This window comes from Streptomyces spiralis (genome assembly GCF_014654675.1).
In the GTDB taxonomy this organism is placed as follows: Bacteria; Actinomycetota; Actinomycetes; order Streptomycetales; family Streptomycetaceae; genus Streptomyces; species Streptomyces spiralis.
The window spans coordinates 114,652-135,700 of record NZ_BNBC01000009.1 but is presented as its reverse complement, the minus strand read 5'-3'; the positions used below and the strand labels follow the sequence as shown (position 1 = coordinate 135,700).

The 21,049-nt window shown below is 72.1% G+C and carries 19 protein-coding genes and 1 tRNA gene; 7 read left to right on the top strand and 13 right to left on the bottom strand.

Annotation, left to right across the window (positions count from 1 at the left end):
• Positions 1-21 precede the first annotated feature (21 nt).
• Positions 22-465, bottom strand: coding sequence for a GNAT family N-acetyltransferase (locus IE318_RS12480; protein ID WP_030163984.1), 444 nt, complete (start codon positions 463-465; stop codon positions 22-24).
• A gap of 327 nt (positions 466-792) precedes the next feature.
• Here IE318_RS12480 and IE318_RS12475 point away from each other — a divergent pair, with 327 nt between their 5' ends.
• Positions 793-1,575 carry a LuxR C-terminal-related transcriptional regulator gene (locus IE318_RS12475; protein ID WP_189899642.1) on the top strand — a complete coding sequence of 261 codons (783 nt, stop codon included), beginning with the start codon at positions 793-795 and terminating at the stop codon, positions 1,573-1,575.
• On the opposite strand, the gene tamR is transcribed toward IE318_RS12475, so the two are convergent.
• Positions 1,534-2,031, bottom strand: a complete 498-nt coding sequence (tamR, locus tag IE318_RS12470; protein WP_189899640.1) for a MarR family transcriptional regulator TamR — start codon at positions 2,029-2,031, stop codon at positions 1,534-1,536. The genes IE318_RS12475 and tamR overlap by 42 nt on opposite strands.
• A gap of 79 nt (positions 2,032-2,110) precedes the next feature.
• On the opposite strand from tamR, the gene IE318_RS12465 reads away from it, so the two are divergent.
• Both IE318_RS12465 and IE318_RS12460 read left to right on the top strand, forming a co-directional pair.
• Positions 2,111-2,962, top strand: coding sequence for a trans-aconitate 2-methyltransferase (locus tag IE318_RS12465; protein ID WP_189899637.1), 852 nt, complete (start codon positions 2,111-2,113; stop codon positions 2,960-2,962).
• 3 nt (positions 2,963-2,965) lie between these two features.
• On the top strand, positions 2,966-3,409 hold the full coding sequence (locus IE318_RS12460; protein WP_189899635.1) for a VOC family protein: 444 nt from the start codon (positions 2,966-2,968) through the stop codon (positions 3,407-3,409).
• Here IE318_RS12460 and IE318_RS12455 read toward each other — a convergent pair.
• Both IE318_RS12455 and IE318_RS12450 read right to left on the bottom strand, forming a co-directional pair.
• Entirely contained in the window at positions 3,339-4,013 is a 675-nt protein-coding gene (locus IE318_RS12455; protein ID WP_030163993.1) for a TetR/AcrR family transcriptional regulator, read from the bottom strand. The genes IE318_RS12460 and IE318_RS12455 overlap by 71 nt on opposite strands.
• Complete coding sequence (locus IE318_RS12450; RefSeq protein ID WP_189899633.1) at positions 4,010-5,020, bottom strand: acyl-CoA desaturase; 1,011 nt, start codon at positions 5,018-5,020, stop codon at positions 4,010-4,012. Before IE318_RS12450 ends, IE318_RS12455 begins: the two co-directional genes overlap by 4 nt.
• A gap of 331 nt (positions 5,021-5,351) precedes the next feature.
• Between IE318_RS12450 and ppc the strand changes: the two genes are divergently transcribed.
• On the top strand, positions 5,352-8,081 hold the full coding sequence (ppc, locus tag IE318_RS12445; protein WP_189899631.1) for a phosphoenolpyruvate carboxylase: 2,730 nt from the start codon (positions 5,352-5,354) through the stop codon (positions 8,079-8,081).
• A gap of 79 nt (positions 8,082-8,160) precedes the next feature.
• On the opposite strand, the gene IE318_RS12440 is transcribed toward ppc, so the two are convergent.
• The 7 genes from IE318_RS12440 to IE318_RS12410 all read right to left on the bottom strand — a co-directional run bounded on the left by IE318_RS12440 (position 8,161) and on the right by IE318_RS12410 (position 13,898).
• A complete protein-coding gene (locus IE318_RS12440) occupies positions 8,161-8,877 on the bottom strand; it encodes an LPXTG cell wall anchor domain-containing protein (RefSeq protein ID WP_189899629.1) in 717 nt (238 codons plus the stop codon).
• 136 nt (positions 8,878-9,013) lie between these two features.
• Positions 9,014-9,577, bottom strand: coding sequence for a hypothetical protein (locus IE318_RS12435; protein WP_189899627.1), 564 nt, complete (start codon positions 9,575-9,577; stop codon positions 9,014-9,016).
• Between the two features lie 53 nt (positions 9,578-9,630).
• Positions 9,631-10,236, bottom strand: a complete 606-nt coding sequence (pth, locus tag IE318_RS12430; protein WP_030164000.1) for an aminoacyl-tRNA hydrolase — start codon at positions 10,234-10,236, stop codon at positions 9,631-9,633.
• Between the two features lie 88 nt (positions 10,237-10,324).
• Positions 10,325-10,921, bottom strand: coding sequence for a 50S ribosomal protein L25/general stress protein Ctc (locus IE318_RS12425; RefSeq protein ID WP_030164001.1), 597 nt, complete (start codon positions 10,919-10,921; stop codon positions 10,325-10,327).
• A 205-nt stretch (positions 10,922-11,126) separates the two neighbouring features.
• Positions 11,127-12,101, bottom strand: a complete 975-nt coding sequence (locus tag IE318_RS12420) for a ribose-phosphate diphosphokinase (protein WP_030164002.1) — start codon at positions 12,099-12,101, stop codon at positions 11,127-11,129.
• A 148-nt stretch (positions 12,102-12,249) separates the two neighbouring features.
• A complete protein-coding gene (glmU, locus tag IE318_RS12415) occupies positions 12,250-13,698 on the bottom strand; it encodes a bifunctional UDP-N-acetylglucosamine diphosphorylase/glucosamine-1-phosphate N-acetyltransferase GlmU (protein ID WP_189899625.1) in 1,449 nt (482 codons plus the stop codon).
• A 129-nt stretch (positions 13,699-13,827) separates the two neighbouring features.
• Positions 13,828-13,898: transfer RNA gene (locus tag IE318_RS12410), tRNA-Gln, on the bottom strand.
• 180 nt (positions 13,899-14,078) lie between these two features.
• Between IE318_RS12410 and IE318_RS12405 the strand changes: the two genes are divergently transcribed.
• Positions 14,079-15,413 carry a sensor histidine kinase gene (locus tag IE318_RS12405; protein ID WP_189899623.1) on the top strand — a complete coding sequence of 445 codons (1,335 nt, stop codon included), beginning with the start codon at positions 14,079-14,081 and terminating at the stop codon, positions 15,411-15,413.
• 100 nt (positions 15,414-15,513) lie between these two features.
• On the opposite strand, the gene IE318_RS12400 is transcribed toward IE318_RS12405, so the two are convergent.
• Both IE318_RS12400 and IE318_RS12395 read right to left on the bottom strand, forming a co-directional pair.
• Complete coding sequence (locus IE318_RS12400) at positions 15,514-16,008, bottom strand: SUKH-3 domain-containing protein (protein WP_189899621.1); 495 nt, start codon at positions 16,006-16,008, stop codon at positions 15,514-15,516.
• 61 nt (positions 16,009-16,069) lie between these two features.
• The gene (locus IE318_RS12395; RefSeq protein ID WP_189899619.1) at positions 16,070-16,594 is read right to left on the bottom strand and encodes a YwqJ-related putative deaminase; all 525 of its coding nucleotides are present in this window, start codon (positions 16,592-16,594) and stop codon (positions 16,070-16,072) included.
• A gap of 317 nt (positions 16,595-16,911) precedes the next feature.
• Here IE318_RS12395 and IE318_RS12390 point away from each other — a divergent pair, with 317 nt between their 5' ends.
• Both IE318_RS12390 and IE318_RS12385 read left to right on the top strand, forming a co-directional pair.
• A complete protein-coding gene (locus tag IE318_RS12390; protein WP_189899617.1) occupies positions 16,912-17,952 on the top strand; it encodes an SMI1/KNR4 family protein in 1,041 nt (346 codons plus the stop codon).
• A gap of 9 nt (positions 17,953-17,961) precedes the next feature.
• Complete coding sequence (locus tag IE318_RS12385) at positions 17,962-20,829, top strand: SUKH-4 family immunity protein (RefSeq protein WP_189899615.1); 2,868 nt, start codon at positions 17,962-17,964, stop codon at positions 20,827-20,829.
• Positions 20,830-21,049: the final 220 nt, after the last annotated feature.

Here is a 21,049-nt window from a genome sequence, read left to right as displayed (position 1 = left end):
CGGCGCCGGACTCAGTCGCCGTCAGCCCAGTGGCTTGATCAAGGTGTACTCCGTGATGCCCGGTGGGTAGTCGGGGATGGCGCAGACGACCTTGTAGCCGTGTCTGCGGTAGAACTCCGGTGCCTGGAAGTCCCAGGTCTCCAGGCGGGCGCCGCGGCAGCCGCGTTCGTCGTGGGCGATGCGTTCGGCGCGGGTGAGGAGCCGGGAGCCGAGGCCCGCGCCTCGGTGGGGGGCGTCGACCCAGAGGTAGGCCACGTGCAGCCAGGTCGTCCAGGTGTGGCCGACCAGGCCGCCGGCCAGGTCGCCCGACTCGTCCAGGGCCCAGACGTGCAGGGGGATCTCGCGCTCGGCGGGGGTTCCGCGCAGGGCGGCCAGGACCGGGGACGCCGCCGTGTTCGTGTCGCGGAGGCGGGAGCGGAGCAGATCACGGCGCTGCTTGTCGACTTCTGCCTCAATACGAAACATGCGGCACACCCTAAACGCGCCGGACGGTCAGTTCTGCGAATTGCCTTCCCCTTCGGGCCCCCGGCCGTACTCTGAGGAGCGGTGCCGGTGGGGGCCGGTGCCGATCAGGGGGCGAGACAGCCGGGTACGACGCCCGAAGTGGGGGTAACAGTTCCGCATGGCGGCGGCCGTGCGGCGGTGGCGCCCACTCCGGGCGTCGTGCCCGTGCCGGTGAAAGCGGTCAGCGCTGCCGGCGGTGTCAGCCGTGCCGGCGGTGTCGGTGGTGCCGATGTCTCGGGACAATGGGAATCCCCTGCTCTGCCAAGGAGCTTGGGGAAGGGGGTTTCAGTGGTGCGTATCCGCGTTCTGGTCGTCGACGACCACCGCATCTTCGCCGAGTCGCTCGCCGCCGCACTGGCCGCGGAGCCGGACGTCGACGTGTCCGCCGCTGGGTCCGGGCCGACGGCGCTGCGCTGCCTGGAGCGGGCCGGGGCCGAGGGCCGCCGCTTCGACGTGCTGCTCGTCGACGCCGACCTCGGCGGGAACGTGCCCGGAGGCCGGGCCGCCGTGCCGGTCCAGGACGGCAACGCCGACGGGCTGGTGGACGGGATCTCCCTGGTCGCCGGGGTACGCGGCGCGTATCCCGGAGTGCGGACCGTCGTGCTCGCCGAGAAGGACGACCCGCGCCGGGCCGCGCTCGCCCTTCAGGCCGGCGCCTGCGGCTGGGTGGCCAAGGACTGCTCGCTGTCCCGGCTGCTCACCGTCATCCGCGGGGTGCTGCGCGACGAGACGCATCTGCCGCCCGCCCTGCTCACCGGTGTCCTGCGGGAGTTGACCGCGGCGCGCAAACACCGTACCGAGAGCGAACGGCTGGTGGAGTCCCTGACGCCGCGCGAGCGTGAGGTGCTGCGCTGCATGGTCGCGGGGCTGGGACGCAAGGCCGTCGCCGAGCGCCTTTACCTGTCCCCGCACACCGTGCGCACGCACATGCAGAACGTCCTGGGCAAGCTCGGCGTGCATTCCACGCTCGCCGCCGTCGCCCTGGCCCGCCGGGCCGGGGTCGGGCCGGTCGACCTGGCCGGGGACGACCTAGCCGGGGATGTTGTCGAACGGGGCGGTCAGCTGGCGTAGCAGTCCGGCGAGTTCGGCTCGCTGGGCGGAGGACAGTTCGGCCAGGATCGCGCGCTCCTGGTCCAGCAGGCCCGCGAGGGACTGGTCCGCGCGGTCGCGGCCCTCCACGGTGAGGCGGACCAGCACACCGCGCCGGTCGCTGGGGTCGGGCAGCCGCTCCACCAGGCCCTTCTTCGCCAGCCGGTCGATGCGGTTGGTCATGGTGCCCGAGGTGACCAGGGTCTGGGTCAGCAGCTGTCCGGGGGAGAGCTGGTACGGCACTCCCGCGCGCCTGAGCGCGGTCAGCACGTCGAACTCCCAGGGCTCCAGGCTGTGCTCGGCGAAGGCCAGCCGGCGTGCGCGGTCCAGGTGCCGGGCCAGCCTGCTCACCCGGCTGAGCACCTCGAGCGGTTCCACGTCGAGGTCCGGGCGCTCCCGCCGCCACGCCGCGACCAGCCGATCGACCTCGTCCTCCATGCGATCAGTGTAGTGGTTGTGTCGACGTGAAGTCTCTTGATATCAACTATCTTGGAATCGAGATAACAGGGAGGCCGCCATGTCCGCCGATAGCTCCCACCGTGCCCGCCGCGCCGACAGTCCCACCTGGGACCCCGCCCAGTACCTGCGCCACGCCGGCCACCGGGCCCGCCCCTTCGCCGACCTCCTCGCCCGCGTCCCGGACCTGCCCGCGGACCCGCGCCCGCCCCGCATCGCCGATCTCGGCTGCGGCCCCGGCAACGTCACCGTCCTCCTCGCGGACCGCTGGCCCACCGCGCACATCACCGGCTACGACAACTCGCCCGAGATGCTCGACAAGGCCGTGGTGGATCACGAGGGCCCCACGCCCGGCGGCGGCCGCCTCGACTTCGCCGCCGCCGACGCCCGCACCTGGACGCCCACCGAGCCGTACGACCTGATCGTCAGCAACGCCACCCTCCAGTGGGTGCCGGGGCACGTGGGGCGCTTCGCCGACTGGTTGGCGGCCCTCGAGCCCGGCGGCGTCTTCGCCTTCCAGGTGCCCGGCAACTTCTCCGCCCCCAGCCACCGGCTGATGCGCGACCTCGCGGGCTCCGCCCGCTGGCGCGACCGCCTCGGCGACGTCCTGCGGCACGAGGACGCGGTGCTCGCCCCCGAGGCGTACCTGGAGCGACTGACCGGGCTCGGCTGCGCGGCCGACGTGTGGGAGACGACGTACATCCACCTGCTGACCGGCCAGGACCCCGTCCTGGACTGGGTGAAGGGCACGGGTCTGCGCCCGGTCCTCACGGCGCTCGCCGACGACCCGGAGGCCCGCGAGGCGTTCCTCGCCGAGTACCGGGCCGCCCTGCGCGAGGCCTACCCGGCCGGTCCGCACGGCACCCCGTTCCCGTTCCGCCGCCTCTTCGCGGTCGCCGTGAAGGGGGCGTAGGCCGTGCTCACGGCCATCGACCACGTCCAGCTCGCCGCCCCGCCCGGCTCCGAGGACGACCTGAGGGCGTACTACGTCGGCGTCCTCGGCATGACGGAGATCCCCAAGCCACCGGTCCTGGCCGCGCGCGGGGGCTGCTGGTTCCAGGCCGGGTCCGTCCAGCTCCACCTGGGCATCGAGGAGGACTTCCGGCCCGCGAAGAAGGCCCACCCCGGCCTGAGGGTGACGGGCATCGAGGCGTACGCCGTCCGGCTGGCCGAGCGGGGCGCCCCGGTCACCTGGGACGACAACCTGCCGGGCCACCGGCGCTTCTACTCCGAGGACCCGGTGGGCAACCGGCTGGAGTTCCTGGAGCCGGTCCACAGGACCGGCCCGCTTACGCCTTGCGGTGCCCTATCAGCCGCGGCTTCTGTTCCAGGCCGTCCAGGCCGTGCCAGGCCAGGTTGACCAGGTGGGCGGCCACCTCCGCCTTCTTCGGGCGGCGCACGTCCAGCCACCACTGGCCGGTCAGGGCGACCATCCCGACCAGCGCCTGGGCGTAGAGCGGGGCCAGCTTCGGATCGAAGCCGCGGGACTTGAACTCGCGGCCCAGGATGTCCTCCACCTGGGTGGCGATGTCGGAGATCAGCGAGGCGAAGGAGCCCGTGGACTGGGGGATCGGGGAGTCGCGGACCAGGATGCGGAAGCCGTCCGTGTACTCCTCGATGTAGTCCAGGAGTGCGAAGGCCGCCTGCTCGCACAGCTCCCGCGGATGGCCGGCGGTCAGCGAGCTGGTCACCATGTCGAGCAGGCGCCGCATCTCGCGGTCCACCACCACCGCGTACAGCCCCTCCTTGCCGCCGAAGTGCTCGTACACCACCGGCTTGGACACCCCGGCCTTCGCCGCGATCTCCTCCACCGACGTGCCCTCGAAGCCCTTCGCCGCGAACAGGGTGCGACCGATCTCCAGCAGCTGCTGGCGGCGCTCGGCACCGGTCATACGGGTGCGGCGGGTGCGCCGCGGCTTGTCGCTGCTGGAAGTGCTGGAGTCGGTCGCCACGGCGTCAATCATGCCGCCTCGGCGGTCTCCTTCCGGCGCCGGGAGCCGCGATCGTCGGTGTTCCGGCGGGAATCGATACGCGAGCGTGACGGCCAGCGCACGTCGTACGCCCAGCCGAGCTGCTCGAACCAGCGGATGATGCGGGCGGAGGAGTCCAGCTGACCGCGCTCCACACCGTGCCGGGCGGAGGTCGGGTCGGCGTGGTGCAGGTTGTGCCAGGACTCGCCGCAGGACAGGATCGCCAGCCACCACACGTTGCCCGAGCGGTCCCGCGACTTGAACGGGCGCTTGCCCACCGCGTGGCAGATCGAGTTGATCGACCAGGTCACGTGGTGCAGCAACGCCACCCGGACGAGCGAACCCCAGAAGAAGGCCGTGAGCGCACCCCACCACGACATGGTCACCAGGCCGCCGATCAGCGCCGGCAGCAGCAGCGACGCAGTCGTCCACAGCACGAACTGACGGGAGATCCGCCGCATCACCGGGTCCTTGATCAGATCCGGCGCGTACTTGTCCTGCGGGGTCTGCTCCTCGTCGAACATCCAGCCGACATGCGCCCAGTACAGGCCCTTGACCAGGGCGGGAATCGTCTCGCCGTACTTCCACGGCGAGTGCGGGTCGCCGTCCGCGTCCGAGAACTTGTGGTGCTTGCGGTGGTCGGCCACCCAGCGCACCAGCGGGCCCTCGACCGCCATCGATCCCGCGATCGCCAGCGCGACCTTCAGGGGCCGCTTGGCCTTGAAGGAACCGTGTGTGAAGTGGCGGTGGAACCCGATCGTGATGCCGTGGCAGCCGAGGAAGTAGAAGAAGACCAGCAGACCGAGGTCCAGCCAGCTCACCCCCCACCCCCAGGCCAGCGGCACCGCCGCGAGCAGCGCCAGGAACGGAACGGTGATGAACAGCAGCAGCGTGATCTGCTCGAGCGAACGCTTCTGCTCGCCGCCCAGAGTGGCGGAGGGCAGCTCGCCGACTGCCGCCTCCGGGGCGTCGTCGAGCACATCGGAGGAGCTTGTGGTCATGGGCGTCCCCTGTGGGGTCGAGGGTCGTGACAGATACCGGTGGTGCCGGGACAGATGCCGGTGGTGCCGGTGGTGCCGGTGGGTTTCGGAAACGACCAGCTCCCTACGGTTCCGTAACCTACGGCGACGTAAGTATGGCAGCGCGTCGCCGCGCGGCAAGAGCCCCTGGCCTGCGCGTCCCAGCCGACACCTAGACTTGGTGTCGGTCGGACAGCGCGGTCCGCTCTGAAGATTCCTTCCCGGATGCCCGGCCCGTATGCGGCAGCCGCCGCGCGGCACCCGTCCGGGTTCCCCTCCCAGACGAGCTTCAACACTGCAAGGAGCCGCACCTGTGAGCAGTGCCGACGACCAGACGACGACCAGCAGCGAGCTGCGCGCCGATATCCGCCGACTGGGCGACCTCCTGGGGGAGACCCTGGTGAGGCAGGAGGGCCCCGAGCTCCTCGACCTGGTCGAGAAGGTGCGCCGCCTCACCCGCGAGGACGGCGAAGCCGCCGCCGAACTGCTGCGCGGCACCGAACTGGAGACCGCGGCCAAGCTGGTCCGGGCCTTCTCCACCTACTTCCATCTCGCCAACGTCACCGAGCAGGTCCACCGCGGACGCGAACTGCGCGCCCGCCGTGCCGCCGAGGGCGGCCTGATCTCCCGCACCGCCGACCGGCTCAAGGACGCCGACCCCGAACACCTGCGCCAGACCGTCCAGCACCTCAACGTGCGCCCGGTGTTCACCGCGCACCCCACCGAGGCCGCGCGCCGCTCCGTGCTCAACAAGCTCCGGCGCATCGCCGCACTGCTGGAGACCCCGGTCCTCGAATCCGACCGCCGCCGCCTGGACACCCGGCTGGCCGAGAACATCGACCTCGTCTGGCAGACCGACGAACTCCGCGTCGTCCGCCCCGAACCCACCGACGAGGCCCGCAACGCCATCTACTACCTCGACGAACTCCACGCCGGCGCCGTCGGCGACGTCCTGGAGGACCTCACCGCCGAACTGGAGCGCGTCGGCGTCAAGCTCCCCGACGACACCCGCCCCCTCACCTTCGGCACCTGGATCGGCGGCGACCGCGACGGCAACCCCAATGTCACCCCCGAAGTCACCTGGGACGTGCTGATCCTCCAGCACGAGCACGGCATCAACGACGCCCTCGACATGATCGACGAGCTGCGCGGATTCCTGTCCAACTCCATCCGCTACAGCGGCGCCACCGACGAGCTGCTCGCCTCCCTCCAGGCCGACCTCGACAACCTCCCCGAGATCAGCCCCCGCTACAAGCGGCTCAACGCCGAGGAGCCCTACCGGCTCAAGGCCACCTGCATCCGGCAGAAGCTCGTCAACACCAAGCGGCGCCTCGCCAAGGTCACCCCCCACGAGGCCGGCCGCGACTACCTCGGCACCGGCGAACTCCTCGCCGACCTGCGCCTCCTCCAGGACTCCCTGCGCGCCCACCGCGGCGGCCTGTTCGCCGACGGCCGCCTCGCCCGCACCATCCGCACCCTGGCCGCCTTCGGCCTCCAGCTGGCCACCATGGACGTCCGCGAACACGCCGACGCCCACCACCACGCCCTCGGCCAGCTCTTCGACCGGCTCGGCGAGGAGTCCTGGCGCTACGCCGACATGCCCCGCGAGTACCGCACCAGGCTGCTCGCCAAGGAACTCAGGTCCCGCCGCCCGCTCGCTCCCACCCCGGCCCCCGTCGACGCCGCCGGAGCCAAGACCCTCGGCGTCTTCGAGACGATCAAGCGGGCCCTGAAGGTCTTCGGACCCGAGGTCATCGAGTCCTACATCATCTCCATGTGCCAGGGCGCCGACGACGTCTTCGCGGCGACCGTCCTGGCCAGGGAGGCCGGCCTGATCGACCTGCACGCCGGCTGGGCGAAGATCGGCATCGTGCCGCTGCTGGAGACCACCGACGAGCTCAAGGCCGCCGACACCATCCTGGAGGACATGCTCTCCGACCCGTCCTACCGGCGCCTGGTCGCACTGCGCGGGGACGTCCAGGAGGTCATGCTCGGCTACTCCGACTCCTCCAAGTTCGGCGGCATCACCACCTCCCAGTGGGAGATCCACCGCGCCCAGCGCCGGCTGCGCGACGTCGCCCACCGCTACGGCGTACGGCTGCGCCTCTTCCACGGCCGCGGCGGCACCGTCGGCCGCGGCGGCGGCCCCACCCACGACGCCATCCTCGCCCAGCCCTGGGGCACCCTCGAGGGCGAGATCAAGGTCACCGAACAGGGCGAGGTCATCTCCGACAAGTACCTCATCCCGTCGCTGGCCAGGGAGAACCTGGAACTGACGGTGGCCGCCACCCTGCAGGCCTCCGCCCTGCACACCGCCCCCCGCCAGTCCACCGAGGCCCTCGCCCGCTGGGACGCGGCCATGGACGTGGTCAGCGACGCCGCCCACGCCGCCTACCGCCGGCTCGTCGAGGACCCCGACCTGCCGACGTACTTCCTCGCGTCGACGCCGGTGGACCAGCTCGCCGAACTGCACCTGGGCTCCCGGCCCTCCCGCCGCCCCGGCTCCGGCGTCTCGCTCGACGGCCTGCGCGCCATCCCGTGGGTGTTCGGCTGGACCCAGTCCCGGCAGATCGTCCCCGGCTGGTTCGGCGTCGGCTCCGGACTCAAGGCGCTGCGCGAGGCCGGACTGGACACCGTGCTCGACGAGATGCACGAACAGTGGCACTTCTTCCGCAACTTCGTCTCCAACGTCGAGATGACGCTCGCGAAGACCGACCTGCGCATCGCCCAGCACTACGTCGACACCCTCGTCCCCGACGAGCTGCGGCACGTCTTCGACGTCATCAAGGCCGAGCACGAGCTCACCGTCGCCGAGATCCTCAAGGTCACCGGCGAGCGGGAACTCCTCGACGCCCAGCCCGTCCTGAAGCAGACCTTCGCCATCCGCGACGCCTACCTCGACCCGATCTCCTACCTCCAGGTCGCCCTGCTCAAGCGGCAGCGCGACGCGGCGGCAGCGGGCGAGGAGGTCGACCCGCTGCTGTCCAGGGCGCTGCTCCTGACCGTCAACGGCGTGGCGGCCGGCCTGCGCAACACCGGCTGACCAGGGCCGCCGGACCACATGAGGGTGGGCCCGGGATCCGTGCGGATCCCGGGCCCACCCTCATGTTCCTTCCGCTCTGTCAGCCGCGGCGGGCCCGGCGCCGCAGCACCAGGAAGCCACCCGCCGCGACCAGCGCGGCCGCGACGCCCGACAGCAGACCCACCGGGGCGCTGCTGCCCGTCTCGGCGAGGTCGCCGCTCGCGCCGCCCTGCGCGGACGGGGACGAGGAGGCGGCGGGAGCCGCGCCCGAGGAGGTCGCCTCCGCGGTCGGTGACGCGGAGGCGGTCGGAGCGGTGGACCCGCTCGGCGTGGAGCCGGGTCCGCCGGGCGTGGTGCCGGGCGTGCTCGGCGTGGAGCCGGAGCCGCCGTTCTCGGGCGCGCAGTCCGTCCAGAACACCTTGTGCTTGGCGGCGGCACTCTTCTCGCCGTCGAAGTTCCAGAACAGCTTGTAGTGCCCGTCGGGCAGCGACAGGTCCTCCGTGCGGCCGTGGCCGTCGGCGTCCAGGGTGATGTCGCCGGCCTTCACGGTGTCGCCCTTGACGGCGCCGGTCGGCGCCCACGTCTCGATGTGCCAGTCCACCTGCTGCCCGCCGTCGAATCCGAAGGCGTCCAGATAGAAGGTGCAGACGTGCGGCTCGTTCCGGCGCAGCTCCTCGCCGGTCTTCGCGTCGTGGATCTTCACGGTGCCGTTGTCACCGTGGTGGGAGTTCTGCGAGGCGGCGTGCGCGAGGGGAGCGATCGCGAGCGCCGCCGAGACACCGGCGGTCACCGCGCCGGCGCGGATCAGGGTACGCATGGGGCAGTCCATCTTCGAGAAGCGAACGGGAAGATGTGGAGGGGGCGGCTCAGCTTCCCAGCCGCACCCCAGGCCCCGTCAATCACAAAGCGGGAACAAAGACAGCCCTTGGCGGCACGGTGCCCGCCCAGCCTGGTCAAAGTGCCAGAAAAGCCGCCGTCAGCAGCGCGACACCCGACCCGGCCAGCACCCACGCGGCCCGGGCCAGCCGCAGCCCGCCCGCCACCACCACCGAGGCCAGCAGCAGCGCACCGCCCAGCGGAGCCCATGCGTACAGGATCCCGGCCGGGCCCGAACGCAGCACCTCGTCGGTGCCCGGCTTCACCACGACGCTGTACGTCCGCCCCTTGTGCACCACCGCCGAGCCGATCTCCACCCGGTCCCGGGCCGTCGACCCCGCGGACAGGGGCGTGTACGGGCCGCTGCACGTGTCGTGGGCGCACCGCGTCACCTCGACCGTCCCGCGCTCCCGCCCCTTGGTCAGCATCACGTAGGGCGCGGTGCTCCAGGACGCCCACACGCCCGCGATCAGGATGAGCACGGTGACCGCGCCCATCGTGGCGACCCGCCCGAACCGCAGCGCGGCGAACGAGGCCGTACGGGCGGGCTTGCGGTTCGTACGGCCGGGCTTGCGGGTCGTACGGGCCTGACGGGAACGACTACGGGCGGTGGCTGCTGCGGCAGGCATGGCCGGGATCATTGGCCATTCCCCTGCGCCCGGTCAACTCCCGAGGAGGCCGGCGGCCCGACAAGTCAGGAGTTGTACGCGCTTTGCGCCCGCTCCAGCCCCTCCGCCAGCAGACATTCCACCGAGTCCGCCGCCCGGTCGACGAAGTAGTCCAGCTCCTTGCGCTCCGCCGCCGAGAAGTCCTTCAGCACGAAGTCCGCCACCTGCATACGGCCCGGCGGACGCCCGATCCCGAACCGCACCCGGTGGTAGTCCGCGCCCATCGCCTTCGTCATCGACTTCAGGCCGTTGTGCCCGTTGTCACCGCCGCCCAGCTTCAGCCGCAGGGTGCCGTAGTCGATGTCCAGCTCGTCATGGATCGCCACGATGTTCGCCACCGGAACCTTGTAGAAGTCCCGCAGCGCGTTCACCGGACCGCCCGAGAGGTTCATGTACGACATCGGCTTCACCAGGACCACCCGGCGGCTCTCCGGGCCCGGCGGACCGATCCGGCCCTCCACCACCTGCGCCTGCGCCTTGCTCGCCCGCTTGAACCGGCCCCCGATACGGTCGGCCAGCAGATCCACCGCCATGAACCCCACGTTGTGCCGGTTCATGGCGTACTCCGGTCCGGGATTGCCCAGGCCGACGATCAGCCAGGGGGCGTTCGCGGAACTCGCCGGGGTGGTCACGTCTGCTTCTCCTTGATACGCACCGGCCGCCGCTCCCCCTACCGGAGTACGGGAAGCAGCGGCCGGCGAAACGACGATCGGCTGAGGATCAGGCCTCGGCGGCCTCTTCGCCCTCGGCCTGCTCGCCCTCGGCGGCCTCCTCGACCTGCGCCTGGAGGACCTGAAGGACGACCGCGTCCTCCTCGACGGCCAGCGTCACACCGCTCGGCAGGGTGATGTCCTTGGCGTGGATCGAGGCACCGGCCTCCAGACCCTCCACGGACACCGTCACGGCCTCGGGGATGTGGGTGGCCTCGGCCTCGACCGGCAGCGCGTTCAGCACGTGCTCCAGCAGGTTGCCACCCGGGGCCAGTTCGCCCTCGGCGTTGACCGGGATCTCGACCGTGACCTTCTCGCCGCGCTTGACCAGCTGAAGGTCGACGTGCTCCAGGAAGCCCTTCAGCGGGTCGCGCTGCACGGACTTCGGGATCGCCAGCTCGTTGGTCTTGCCGTCGATGTCCAGGGAGATCAGGACGTTCGGCGTACGCAGCGCCATCAGCAGGTCGTGGCCCGGCAGCGTCAGGTGCAGCGGGTCGGAGCCGTGACCGTAGAGAACACCCGGGACCTTGTTGTCACGGCGGATGCGGCGCGCGGCACCCTTGCCGAACTCGGTGCGGGTCTCGGCGGCGAGCTTCACCTCGGACATGCTTCTCACTCCTCGTAGAAGTAGGGGACGTGGTCACCCGGCCACACGAACGGCCTGCTACGAAGAGCGCGTCGATTACGGACCGCCGTATCCGCCCGAAGACGGCCACGGCCTCCCTCGCCGAGCAACCTGAGCAGTCTACTCGGAGAAGGAGGCCGTACCCAAAACGATCTACGGGAGCCCGTGAAAGGTCACAGAGTGATCGTTACTGCTCGTCGAAGAGGCTCGTCACCGAACCGTCCTCGAACACCTCGCGCACCGCCCGCGCGACCGTCGGCGCGATCGACAGCACCGTGATCTTGTCCAGCTCCAGCTCGCCCGGCGTCGGCAGCGTGTTCGTGAACACGAACTCGCTCACCTGCGAGTTCTTCAGCCGGTCCGCCGCCGGACCCGACAGCACACCGTGCGTCGCCGTCACGATCACGTCCTCCGCACCGTGCGCGAACAGCGCGTCCGCCGCGGCGCAGATCGTGCCGCCGGTGTCGACCATGTCGTCCACCAGCACACAGACGCGGCCCTTCACGTCACCGACGACCTCGTGCACGGTGACCTGGTTCGCCACGTCCTTGTCACGCCGCTTGTGCACGATCGCCAGCGGCGCGCCCAGCCGGTCGCACCACCGGTCCGCCACCCGCACCCGGCCGGCGTCCGGGGACACCACCGTCAGCTTCGAACGGTCCACCTTGTTGCCCACGTAGTCCGCCAGCAGCGGCAGCGCGAACAGGTGGTCCACCGGGCCGTCGAAGAAGCCCTGGATCTGGTCCGTGTGCAGATCGACGGCGAGGATGCGGTCCGCGCCGGCCGTCTTCATCATGTCGGCCACCAGACGCGCCGAGATCGGTTCACGGCCACGGTGCTTCTTGTCCTGCCGCGCGTAACCGTAGAAGGGCACGATGACCGTGATGGAGCGGGCCGACGCGCGCTTCAGCGCGTCGATCATGATCAGCTGCTCCATGATCCACTTGTTGATCGGAGCCGTGTGGCTCTGGATCAGGAAGCAGTCCGCGCCACGTGCCGACTCCTGATAACGCACATAGATCTCGCCGTTGGCGAAGTCGAACGCCTTCGTCGGGACGACCCCGACACCCAGCTCGTGGGCGATTTCCTCGGCAAGCTCGGGGTGGGCGCGGCCGGAGAAGAACATCATCTTCTTCTCGCCGGTCGTCTTGATCCCGGTCACAGCAGTGTCTCCTCAGAGGGTGTTCGCAGCTGGATGTCGAGATGACCTCATGAGCCGTGTCAGACCGTGGGCGAGAGGCCGTCTCAGCTGGTGGGGGTGCGGGTGTGCACTTATCACGGTACGCCGTGTTTGGCGCACCCGTGTCCGGTCAGGCCTCGCCCTCGCCCTTCGGAGACGCCGCCTCGGCCGCCTTCGCCGCCGCGCTGCCCGGACGCTTTCGCGCCACCCAACCCTCGATATTCCGCTGCTGACCACGGGCCACGGCCAGCGAACCGGGCGGTACGTCCCGCGTGATCACGGACCCGGCGGCCGTGTACGCGCCGTCCCCGATCGTGACAGGCGCCACAAACATGTTGTCCGAGCCGGTGCGGCAGTGCGACCCGACGGTGGTGTGGTGCTTGTCCTGCCCGTCGTAGTTCACGAACACGCTCGCGGCGCCGATGTTCGTGTACTCGCCGATCGTGGCGTCACCGACGTAGGACAGGTGCGGAACCTTCGTCCCCTCGCCGATCGCGGCGTTCTTCGTCTCGACGTACGTACCGACCTTGGACTTCAGCCCCAGGCGCGTGCCGGGCCGCAGATAGGCGTACGGACCCACGGACGCCTCCGGGCCCACCACGGCCCCGTCGGAGACGGTGTTGTCCACCCGTGCCCCCGCCCCGACCCGGGTGTCGGTCAGCCGGCTGTTCGGGCCGACCACGCTGCCCTCGGCGAGATGCGTCGAGCCGTGCAGCTGGGTGCCCGGCAGGACGGTGACGTCCTGCTCGAAGGTGACGGTCACATCGACCCAGGTGGTCGCCGGGTCGACGACGGTCACCCCGGCGAGCATGGCGGCGGTCAGCAGCCGGTCGTTGAGGATCCGCCGGGCCTCCGCGAGCTGCACACGGTTGTTGATCCCCGCGATCTCCCGGTGGTCGCCGGCCACACAGGCCCCGACCCGGTGACCGGCCTCACGCAGGATCCCGAGGACATCGGTGAGGTACTCCTCACCCTGGCTGTTGTTCGTCCGCACCTTGCCCAGCGCGTCCGCGAGCAGCCGCCCGTCGAACGCGAACACCCCGGAGTTGATCTCCCGGATCGCCCGCTGGGCCTCGGTCGCGTCCTTGTGCTCCACGATCGCGGTCACGGCACCGCTGTCGCCGTCGCGCACGATCCGGCCGTACCCGGTGGCGTCCGGCACCTCGGCGGTCAGCACGGTGACGGCGTTGCCGTCCTCGCCGTGCGTGGCGGCCAGCTGCCGCAGCGTCTCACCGGTGAGCAGGGGGGTGTCCCCGCAGACGACGACCACGGTCCCGTCGACGGCCCCGCCGAGCTCCTCGAGCCCCATGCGGACGGCGTGCCCGGTGCCCTTCTGCTTCTCCTGCACGGCGGTACGGACCTGGGGGTCGACCTCCGTCAGATGCGCGGTCACCTTCTCCCGCGCGTGCCCGACCACGACCACGAGGTTCTCGGGCTTCAACTCACGCGCGGCCGCCAGCACATGACCGACCAGGGAACGGCCACAGATGTCATGCAGGACCTTCGGTGTGGCCGACTTCATACGGGTGCCCTCACCCGCTGCGAGAACGACGACGGCTGCCGGGCGAATGGCGCTCACAGGATGCCCTTCGGCTTTTGGGGTGGGGTGGACATCCGCAGGATAGCGGGGCGCGGGGAGGGGGAGACGAGAGCGGGTCCTGACCCGAGACGGGCCAGGACCCTTGGGGCGAGCTCCCGCTCGCTGCGGCTCCCGGAGAAGGATTCGAACCCTCATTCAACGGACCAAAACCGTTTGTCCTGCCCTTAGACGATCCGGGACTGTGTGCGTGTGATGTCCGATTCGTTGATCGGCTCCGCGCTCGGACACCACTATGCCGTACCGGGCGCCCTCGATGCGACGGTGTGAGCCGCTGCCGCACCTCCGCCGCGCGGCGCGGTGGCGAGCGGCACGCGAAACTCACCGGAAATGCCGCCGCGGGCGCCCGTACGCTGGAGGGCATGACCAGGACGGGGGAAGACCATCGGGCGGCCGGGGCCGGGGCCGGGCCGTGGTGGTGGGCGCGGTGGCGCAGTGCGGTGCTCGACGGGAGCCTGGCGCTGGTGTCCGCGGTGGAGTGCGGGGCCGAGGGCGTGCCGTTCGCGCGGGACGCCGGGGTTCCGCCGGCCGTCGGGATCGTGTTCGGGGTGCTGGCCGGGTCGGTGCTGCTGATCCGGCGGCGGTGGCCCATCGCCGTGGTGCTGGTCGCGATCGCCGTCACGCCGGCCCAGATGGGTTTCCTGATGGGGATCGTCGGGCTGTACACCCTGGCCGCGTGCGAGCTGCCGCGGAGGATCATCGGGGCGCTGGCCGGGATGTCGTTCCTCGGCACGATGATCGTGACGTTCGTGCGGGTGCGGCAGGACATGGCGCGGGGGGATTTCTCCCTCGGGGACTGGTTCGTTCCGTTCGCCGCCGTGACGACCTCGCTGGGTCTGACGGCTCCTCCTCTTCTTCTCGGGCTGTACGTCGGCGCCCGGCGGCGGCTGATGGAGTCGCTCAGGGAGCGGGCGGACAGTCTCGAGCGGGAGTTGCAGCTGCTCGCGGAGCGGGCGGAGGAGCGGGCCGAGTGGGCCCGTAACGAGGAGCGGACGAGGATCGCCCGGGAGATGCACGACGTCGTCGCGCACCGGGTGAGCCTGATGGTCGTGCACGCCGCCGCGCTGCAGGCCGTGGCCCGGAAGGATCCCGAGAAGGCGGTGCGCAACGCCGCGCTCGTCGGGGACATGGGGCGGCAGGCGCTGACCGAGCTGCGGGAGATGCTCGGGGTGCTGCGCAGCGGGGACGAACAGAAACAGCGGCGCCGTGAGCGGGCCTCCGCCTCCGTGCCGCTGGTCGCCGTGGGGGTGGCCGCCGCCGCCGCGGCTTCCCGGGCGGCCGGTGAGCCGGGCGGTGCGGAGGGGCCGTGTCTGGCGGAGCTGGAGGAGCTGGTCGGGCAGTCGGCGGCCGCGGGGATGGTCGTGGATCTGTCGGTGGAGGGTGAGACGCGTTCCTACGGCCCGGAGATCGAGCAGACCGCCTATCGCGTGGTGCAGGAGGCGCTGACGAACGTCCACAAGCACGCGGCGGGGGCGAAGGCCTATGTGCGGCTCGCGCATCGGGGGGCGGAGATCGCGATGCAGGTGGAGAACGAGCCGCCGCCGGAGCCGTCGTCGGCGTCGTCGGCGCGGTTGCCGTCCGGCGGGAACGGGCTGCTCGGGATGAAGGAGCGGGTCGTGGCGCTGGGCGGCGTGTTCGTGTCGGGGCCGACGGAGGCGGGGGGTTTCCGGGTGTCGGCGGTGATTCCGGCCGCGTAGTCCCTGCCCTTGCTCCGGGCTCGGGTCGAGCCTTGCTTCGGTCTCCGGTCGAGCTCTGCCACGGGCTCGGGTCGAGTGCGGCTCGTGTTCGACTCGTGCGTCAGCCGGCTGTCAGGCGTACCGGGGCTATGCCGGAGATGAGGGCCGACAGGGCTTGGTCGATGTCCGGGCCGAGGTACCAGTCGCCGGTGTGGTCGAGGGCGTAGACGCGGCCCTCGGTGTCGATGGCGAGCAGGGACTCGGTGTCGGTCTCGGCGCCGAGGGGGCAGACCTCGGTGTCGAGGGCGCGGCCGAGGTCGCCGAGGGTGCGGGCCATGTGGAGGCCGTGCAGCGGGTCGAGGTCGAGGGCCGCGGGGGCGATCTGGCGGCCGCTGTCGGTGGGGGTGACGCGCAGGCCGCCGAATTCGGCCCAGGCCTCGACGGCGGCGGGGAAGACGGTGTGCCGGTGGCCGGCCGGGGAGGTGTGGTCGCGCAGGGCGTCGGCCCACACTTCGGCCTGCTTTATGTCCCAGCGTCCGGGTTGCCAGCCGGCGGCGCGCAGGGCGGCGTCGACGGGTACGGCGAAGCGTGTGGAGGTGTGGCGGTCGGCGTGCATCTGCCCTTCGTTCGTCGTGGCCGCGGTGGGGTGCGGTGCGCGTGGCCGGGTGTGCGGGTCGTCAGGCTTCGCCGTCCGTGGGGTCGACGATGCGAACGCCGAAGTGGGCGCTGAGCGCGGTGCAGGCGCGGCAGGGGGCGGCGAAGCTGCCGTGCAGGGGGTCGCCGTCCTCGCGGATGCGGCGGGCGGTGAGTTTTGCCTGTTTGAGGGCTTTGCGGGCTTCGCCGTTGGTCATGGGTTTGCGGGAGGCGCGTTTGCTGCGGCTCGCGTCGGTGGCGCTGATGTGCCGGGAGATGAGGATGGTCTCGGCGCAGCGGCCGGTGAAGCGGTCGCGCTGGGCGCTGGGGAGGGTGTCGAGGAAGTCCTGGACGAGGGGGTGCAGGGCGGGGGGTTCCTCGCCGCGGGCGGCGGTGCCGGTGAGGGTGGCACCGCGTACGGACAGGGCGGCGGCGATGGTGGGGAGTATGCCGTCGCGGCGGTGGCGGAGAGCGGGCGCGTGGGGCGTCTCGGCGCTGCTCCAGCCGATCCTCGGGTCGCCGGATGCACCGGCATGCGGTCCCGTCTGCGTCGCATTCATGATCATCATCCCCTCCCGAGCATCCCCCCGGAGGACACAGAGTGCCAAATCGCGTGGCTGCTGCGGAAGCTGGGGCGCCGCGACACGCCCGGGCCGGGGCGGTACGTCACGGTGGGGTGACGGCTGGTCACGGCGGAGTGATGGGGAGTGGGTGGCCGGTGGGTGGAGGCCCGGTGACCGGTGTCGGCGTACCGCATAGGCTGTCGGCACGCCGCGATGCGCGCGGTCGACGCGTTGGAGAGAAGTAGTCGATACGGGTCTTGGCGGTACGGCGTCAGCAGCCGTCCCGCCGTGGGTCGTACAGAGTGCCGCAGGGGGCAACCGCCATGACATCAGGTCGGCTCGGGCTGGGGGCACCGCCCAGCCGCCAGGCCGGGGGGCAAGCCGCGCCGCCGAACGCGGCCTATGCCGGGCAGGTCGTGCACTTCCCGGACCCGGTGCGGGCCGCCCGTCACCCGAGAGGGGTACGGGTGGACGAGCGTGGTCACCCCGACTTCTCGCCGTACGCGCGGGCGGCGGCGGAGATCGCCGAGCCGCCGGAGGGCTTCGGCGTCGACGAGTTGCGGCTGACGGACTACGTCTCCGCGAACGCGGCGCTGGCGGCGTCCGGGCACGAGCTGTGGGACACGGTGCCGAACGTGGCGACCCCGCACGGCTGGACGTGGCACCACGTGGCGAGCACCCGGCGCCTGGAGCTGGTCCCGGTGGAGGTGAAGGCGCTGCTGCGCCATCACGGCGGGATCGCGACCGCGAACGTCGACCAGACCAAGCGCGGCACCCGGCCGCTGCAGGAGACCCGGCCGGCGCACTTCGGGCTGCCGAAGTCGGGTGCGGCGGTGACGGAGCAGCAGGTGCAGGGGGTCGAGGAGGACCTGGGGTACCGGCTGCCGGGCGCGTACCGGTCGTTCCTTAAGGCGGCGGGCGGTTGCGCGCCGGTCGGGACGGCGCTGGACGCGGAGCTGGGACTGCTGATCGACCAGCCGTTCTTCACGGTGCGTGAGGAGGCGGCGGTCAACGACCTGGTGTACGTCAACAAGTGTCTGCGCGACCACCTGACCAAGGACTATCTGGGAGTCGGTTTCGTGCAGGGCGGGCTGCTGGCCGTGAAGGTGAAGGGCGAGCGGACCGGGTCGGTGTGGTTCTGCGCGTACGACGACGTCCGGGACGTCGATCCGTCGTGGTCCCAGGCCGAGCGCGTGGAGCGGCTGCTGCTGCCGTGCGGTGCGGACTTCGACGCCTTCCTGTCCCGGCTGGCGGGATCTCCGCCGGAGTTGGAGACGGTGGCGAACCTGATGGTGGACGGCGGTTTCGCACGGGTCGTCCCGGTGGCGTCCGCGTCGTCTTCCGTGTCGTCGGTGGGGGAGTGAGGTCGGGCGATGGTGACCTTCGCGCAGGCGCAGGAGCGCGCGGAAGAGTGGATCAACGGTGATGTGCCGTCGTACCAGCACCGGGAGGTGCGGGTACGGGAGTTCGACCTCGGTTTCGTGGTGTGGGCCGAGGACCGTGCGGACGGGCCGCGTTCGGACGGCGGTGCGCAGCGGCTGGTGATCGCGCGGGACAGCGGTGAGGCCACGCTGTGGCCCGCGCTGCCGGTGGGCGAGGTGATCCGCCGGTACGAGGAGGAGTACGGCGGCCCGGACGGCGACGCGGATTCCGCCGCCGCCGCGGCGCCGCCCGCCCGGGTGGACCTGAACCAGACGTCGTTCCTGCTGAGCCCGCCGGAGTGGCTGCAGGAGGCGGCGGACAAGCTCGGGATCCCGGACCGGCGTGGTGACAGCGGTGGGCGGGGGGCCGGTGCGGAACCGGGTGCTGGTGCCGGTGTCGGCGCGGGTGCCGGTTCTGGTGCGGGTGCCGGGGGGGACGCGCTGCCCCGGACGCAGGCCGGGGTGCCGGTGAGCGGGTCCGCCGGCGCGGGTACGGGTGTTCCGGCGGCGCCCGCCGCGGCGGGTGTCACGGGTGCGCCCGCCGGGGCGACCCCGTGGGCCGGGACGGACACCAACGCCGAGGGCGGGGACGACCGTTCCGTACCGCTGCCCGCGACCGTGTTCGCGCCGCCGCTGAGCGACGCCGACGACGACACCCCGCCTCCGGCCGCCGCTCCGGACGCCAAGACGGCGCTGATGGCGGGCGGCAGCCGGCTTCCGCCTACGGCTCTGGCGCCGGCACTCGACGGCTCGGACGCACCAGGGGTCCCGGGCGTCCCGGGAGCACCCTCCGGCGCGCCCCAGGGCAGCACGCCGCCTCCGCCGCCGGGCGGTCCGTCGAGCGCGTATCCGCCGGGGCCGGGCACTCCGCCCGCGCCGCCGGCCGCTCCGTCGTACGGCTCTCCGCAGGGTCCTGGTGCGCCTGTTGCACCTGGTGTGCCCGGGGCTCCCGGTGTGCCGGGCGCGGGGGTTCCGGCGGGTCCGGGTACCCCGCCTCCGCCGTCGCCCGGTGCGCCGTCCTACGGCTACCCGCAGGGCCCCGATGCTCCGGGCACCCCGGCCACTCCGTCGCCGGCCGGTCCCGGACGGCCTCTCGCGCCGAACGCCGGTGACATCGCGGACGCCGCGACGAGCAAGGCGGCGCCTCCGCCGCGCCGGGGGCGGGGCGGCTCGCCGACGCCTCCGCCGCCGGGTGTCCCCGGGGCGCCCGGTGCGCGGCCGGGCGCGGCCTCCGTGCCGCCTGCGCCCGGAGCTCCGGGAGCGCCGGGAGCCTCCGATACCGCGGGCGGGTACGTGCCGACCCAGCTCGTCTCGTCGCTCGGCCCCGACGGGCCCGCCGGTCCGCCGACGCCTCCCCCGCCGGGGGCTCCGGGTGCTCCAGGTGCGCCCGGCACGCCCGGCGGTACGCCTCCGGGCGGTGTCCACCACGCCGCCACGATGCTCGCCGACCCCAGCCAGGGCGGCGGCGTCCCGCAGCCGCCCGGTCCGCCCGCCGCTCCGGGTGTCCCCGGTCCGCCGCAGCCGCCGGCTGCGCCCGGCGCTCCGGGTGCTCCGGGTGCTCCGGGTGCTCCGGCGGTCCCCGGCGCGCCGGGATCCGGGCAGGGTGGCGTGCACCACGCGGCGACCATGCTGGCCGGGCCCGCGCCCGGCGGCCCCGGCGCGCCTCCGCCACCGCCGGTCCCGGGCGTGCCCGGTGCTCCCGGCGTTCCCGGTACGCCTCCGGGCGCCCCGCAGCCGCCACAGCCCATGCCCCCCGGCGCCATGCCGCCGCCCGGTCAGCCGCCCATGCCCGGACAGCCCCTGCCCGGTCAGCAGCCCCCGGCCTACGGCTACCCCCAGCAGGCACAGCCCACCGTCGGTCCCGGCTACCAGGCCGTGCTGCGCTACCGCGCTCAGGACGGTTCCGAGCAGCAGCTGATCCGGCGTTCGGCGCCGGGCATGCCGCACCCGGAGTGGCAGATCTTCCACGAGCTGCGCGCCATGAACGTGCCGCCGGACCAGGTGCTGGAGCTGCACACCGAGCTGGAGTCGTGCCAGTTGCCGGGTGCCTACTGCTCACGGATGATCCGTGAGCAGTGGCCGCAGGCGCGGATCACGTCGATCGCGCCGTACGGCACCGACCATGCGAGCCGGCAGCAGGGCATGGCGCAGCTCCTCGCCCATCAGGGTGAGTTGCACCAGGTGGCCGACGGGCCCGCCCGCCCGGCCCCGGTCCGGGCGCCGATCCCGCCGGTGCAGGCGGTGCCGCCGGTTCCGCCGGAGGGCATCGCCCAGGAGCTGGGCGCGGCCTTCGGGCCGGGCGTGTTCCGGTTCGAGCAGGCGGCGGTGTCCCGCCAGGGCGTGCCGCCGGTCGTGGCGCACACGCTGGTGGTGGCGGGGCTGCCGATGGACATGGGTCCGTTCTTCTGGGCGCAGGCCCAGCCGGGGCGGCCGGTGCCGACGCTGGCCGAACTGGCGGCCGAGCGCGGCGTGCAGCCGGCCCCGGACGCGGGCTCGTACCTGGTCATGGGCAGCGACTTCGGCAAGGCGATCTGCGTGCAGTACGGCACGGCCAACATCGTCGCGGTGCCGGTGGAGGCGGGGCCGGGCGGTACGTCCGTGCCGCCGCAGTTCGTGAACACCGGCCTGCCGGAGTTCGCGCGCTGTCTGGCGCTGCTCGGGCGGATGTGGCGGCTGCGCCACGGCCTGAACCAGGAGCAGGCGGGCCGCTGGACCGTCGACTTCCAGGCCCAGTTGGCCGCCCTGGACCCGGCGGCGCTCGGTTCGCCGGAGAGCTGGTGGTCGGTGCTGCTGGAGCAGATGTGGGACGGCCTGCTGTGAGCGGGTGAGCACCTGACGGCGTGTGAGGCCGAGCGAGGCCGGGCGACGCCGAACGGGCCGGGTGTGGTCGTACGACCGGTACGACCGCACCCGGCCTTTTTGTGTTCGGCGACCGATCGAATCGTGTGTCCGGAGTGTCGCGTTATGAACATTTCCGCCCAATACCTCAAGATGTGCGCGAAATCATCGTGTCGCATCCGCTCGGCGAGGCTTCGGCGGA

Bases quoted from the DNA above. Each gene is read 5' to 3' on its own strand.
- IE318_RS12455 (WP_030163993.1), bottom strand. From the start codon at position 4,013: ATGATTGACGCCGTGGCGACCGACTCCAGCACTTCCAGCAGCGACAAG.
- IE318_RS12465 (WP_189899637.1), top strand. From the start codon at position 2,111: ATGTCCGCCGATAGCTCCCACCGTGCCCGCCGCGCCGACAGTCCCACC.
- IE318_RS12395 (WP_189899619.1), bottom strand. From the start codon at position 16,594: ATGATGATCATGAATGCGACGCAGACGGGACCGCATGCCGGTGCATCC.
- IE318_RS12385 (WP_189899615.1), top strand. From the start codon at position 17,962: ATGGTGACCTTCGCGCAGGCGCAGGAGCGCGCGGAAGAGTGGATCAAC.
- IE318_RS12440 (WP_189899629.1), bottom strand. From the start codon at position 8,877: ATGCGTACCCTGATCCGCGCCGGCGCGGTGACCGCCGGTGTCTCGGCG.
- IE318_RS12390 (WP_189899617.1), top strand. From the start codon at position 16,912: ATGACATCAGGTCGGCTCGGGCTGGGGGCACCGCCCAGCCGCCAGGCC.
- IE318_RS12405 (WP_189899623.1), top strand. From the start codon at position 14,079: ATGACCAGGACGGGGGAAGACCATCGGGCGGCCGGGGCCGGGGCCGGG.
- IE318_RS12400 (WP_189899621.1), bottom strand. From the start codon at position 16,008: ATGCACGCCGACCGCCACACCTCCACACGCTTCGCCGTACCCGTCGAC.
- IE318_RS12480 (WP_030163984.1), bottom strand. From the start codon at position 465: ATGTTTCGTATTGAGGCAGAAGTCGACAAGCAGCGCCGTGATCTGCTC.
- tamR (WP_189899640.1), bottom strand. From the start codon at position 2,031: ATGGAGGACGAGGTCGATCGGCTGGTCGCGGCGTGGCGGCGGGAGCGC.
- IE318_RS12450 (WP_189899633.1), bottom strand. From the start codon at position 5,020: ATGACCACAAGCTCCTCCGATGTGCTCGACGACGCCCCGGAGGCGGCA.
- IE318_RS12425 (WP_030164001.1), bottom strand. From the start codon at position 10,921: ATGTCCGAGGTGAAGCTCGCCGCCGAGACCCGCACCGAGTTCGGCAAG.
- IE318_RS12435 (WP_189899627.1), bottom strand. From the start codon at position 9,577: ATGATCCCGGCCATGCCTGCCGCAGCAGCCACCGCCCGTAGTCGTTCC.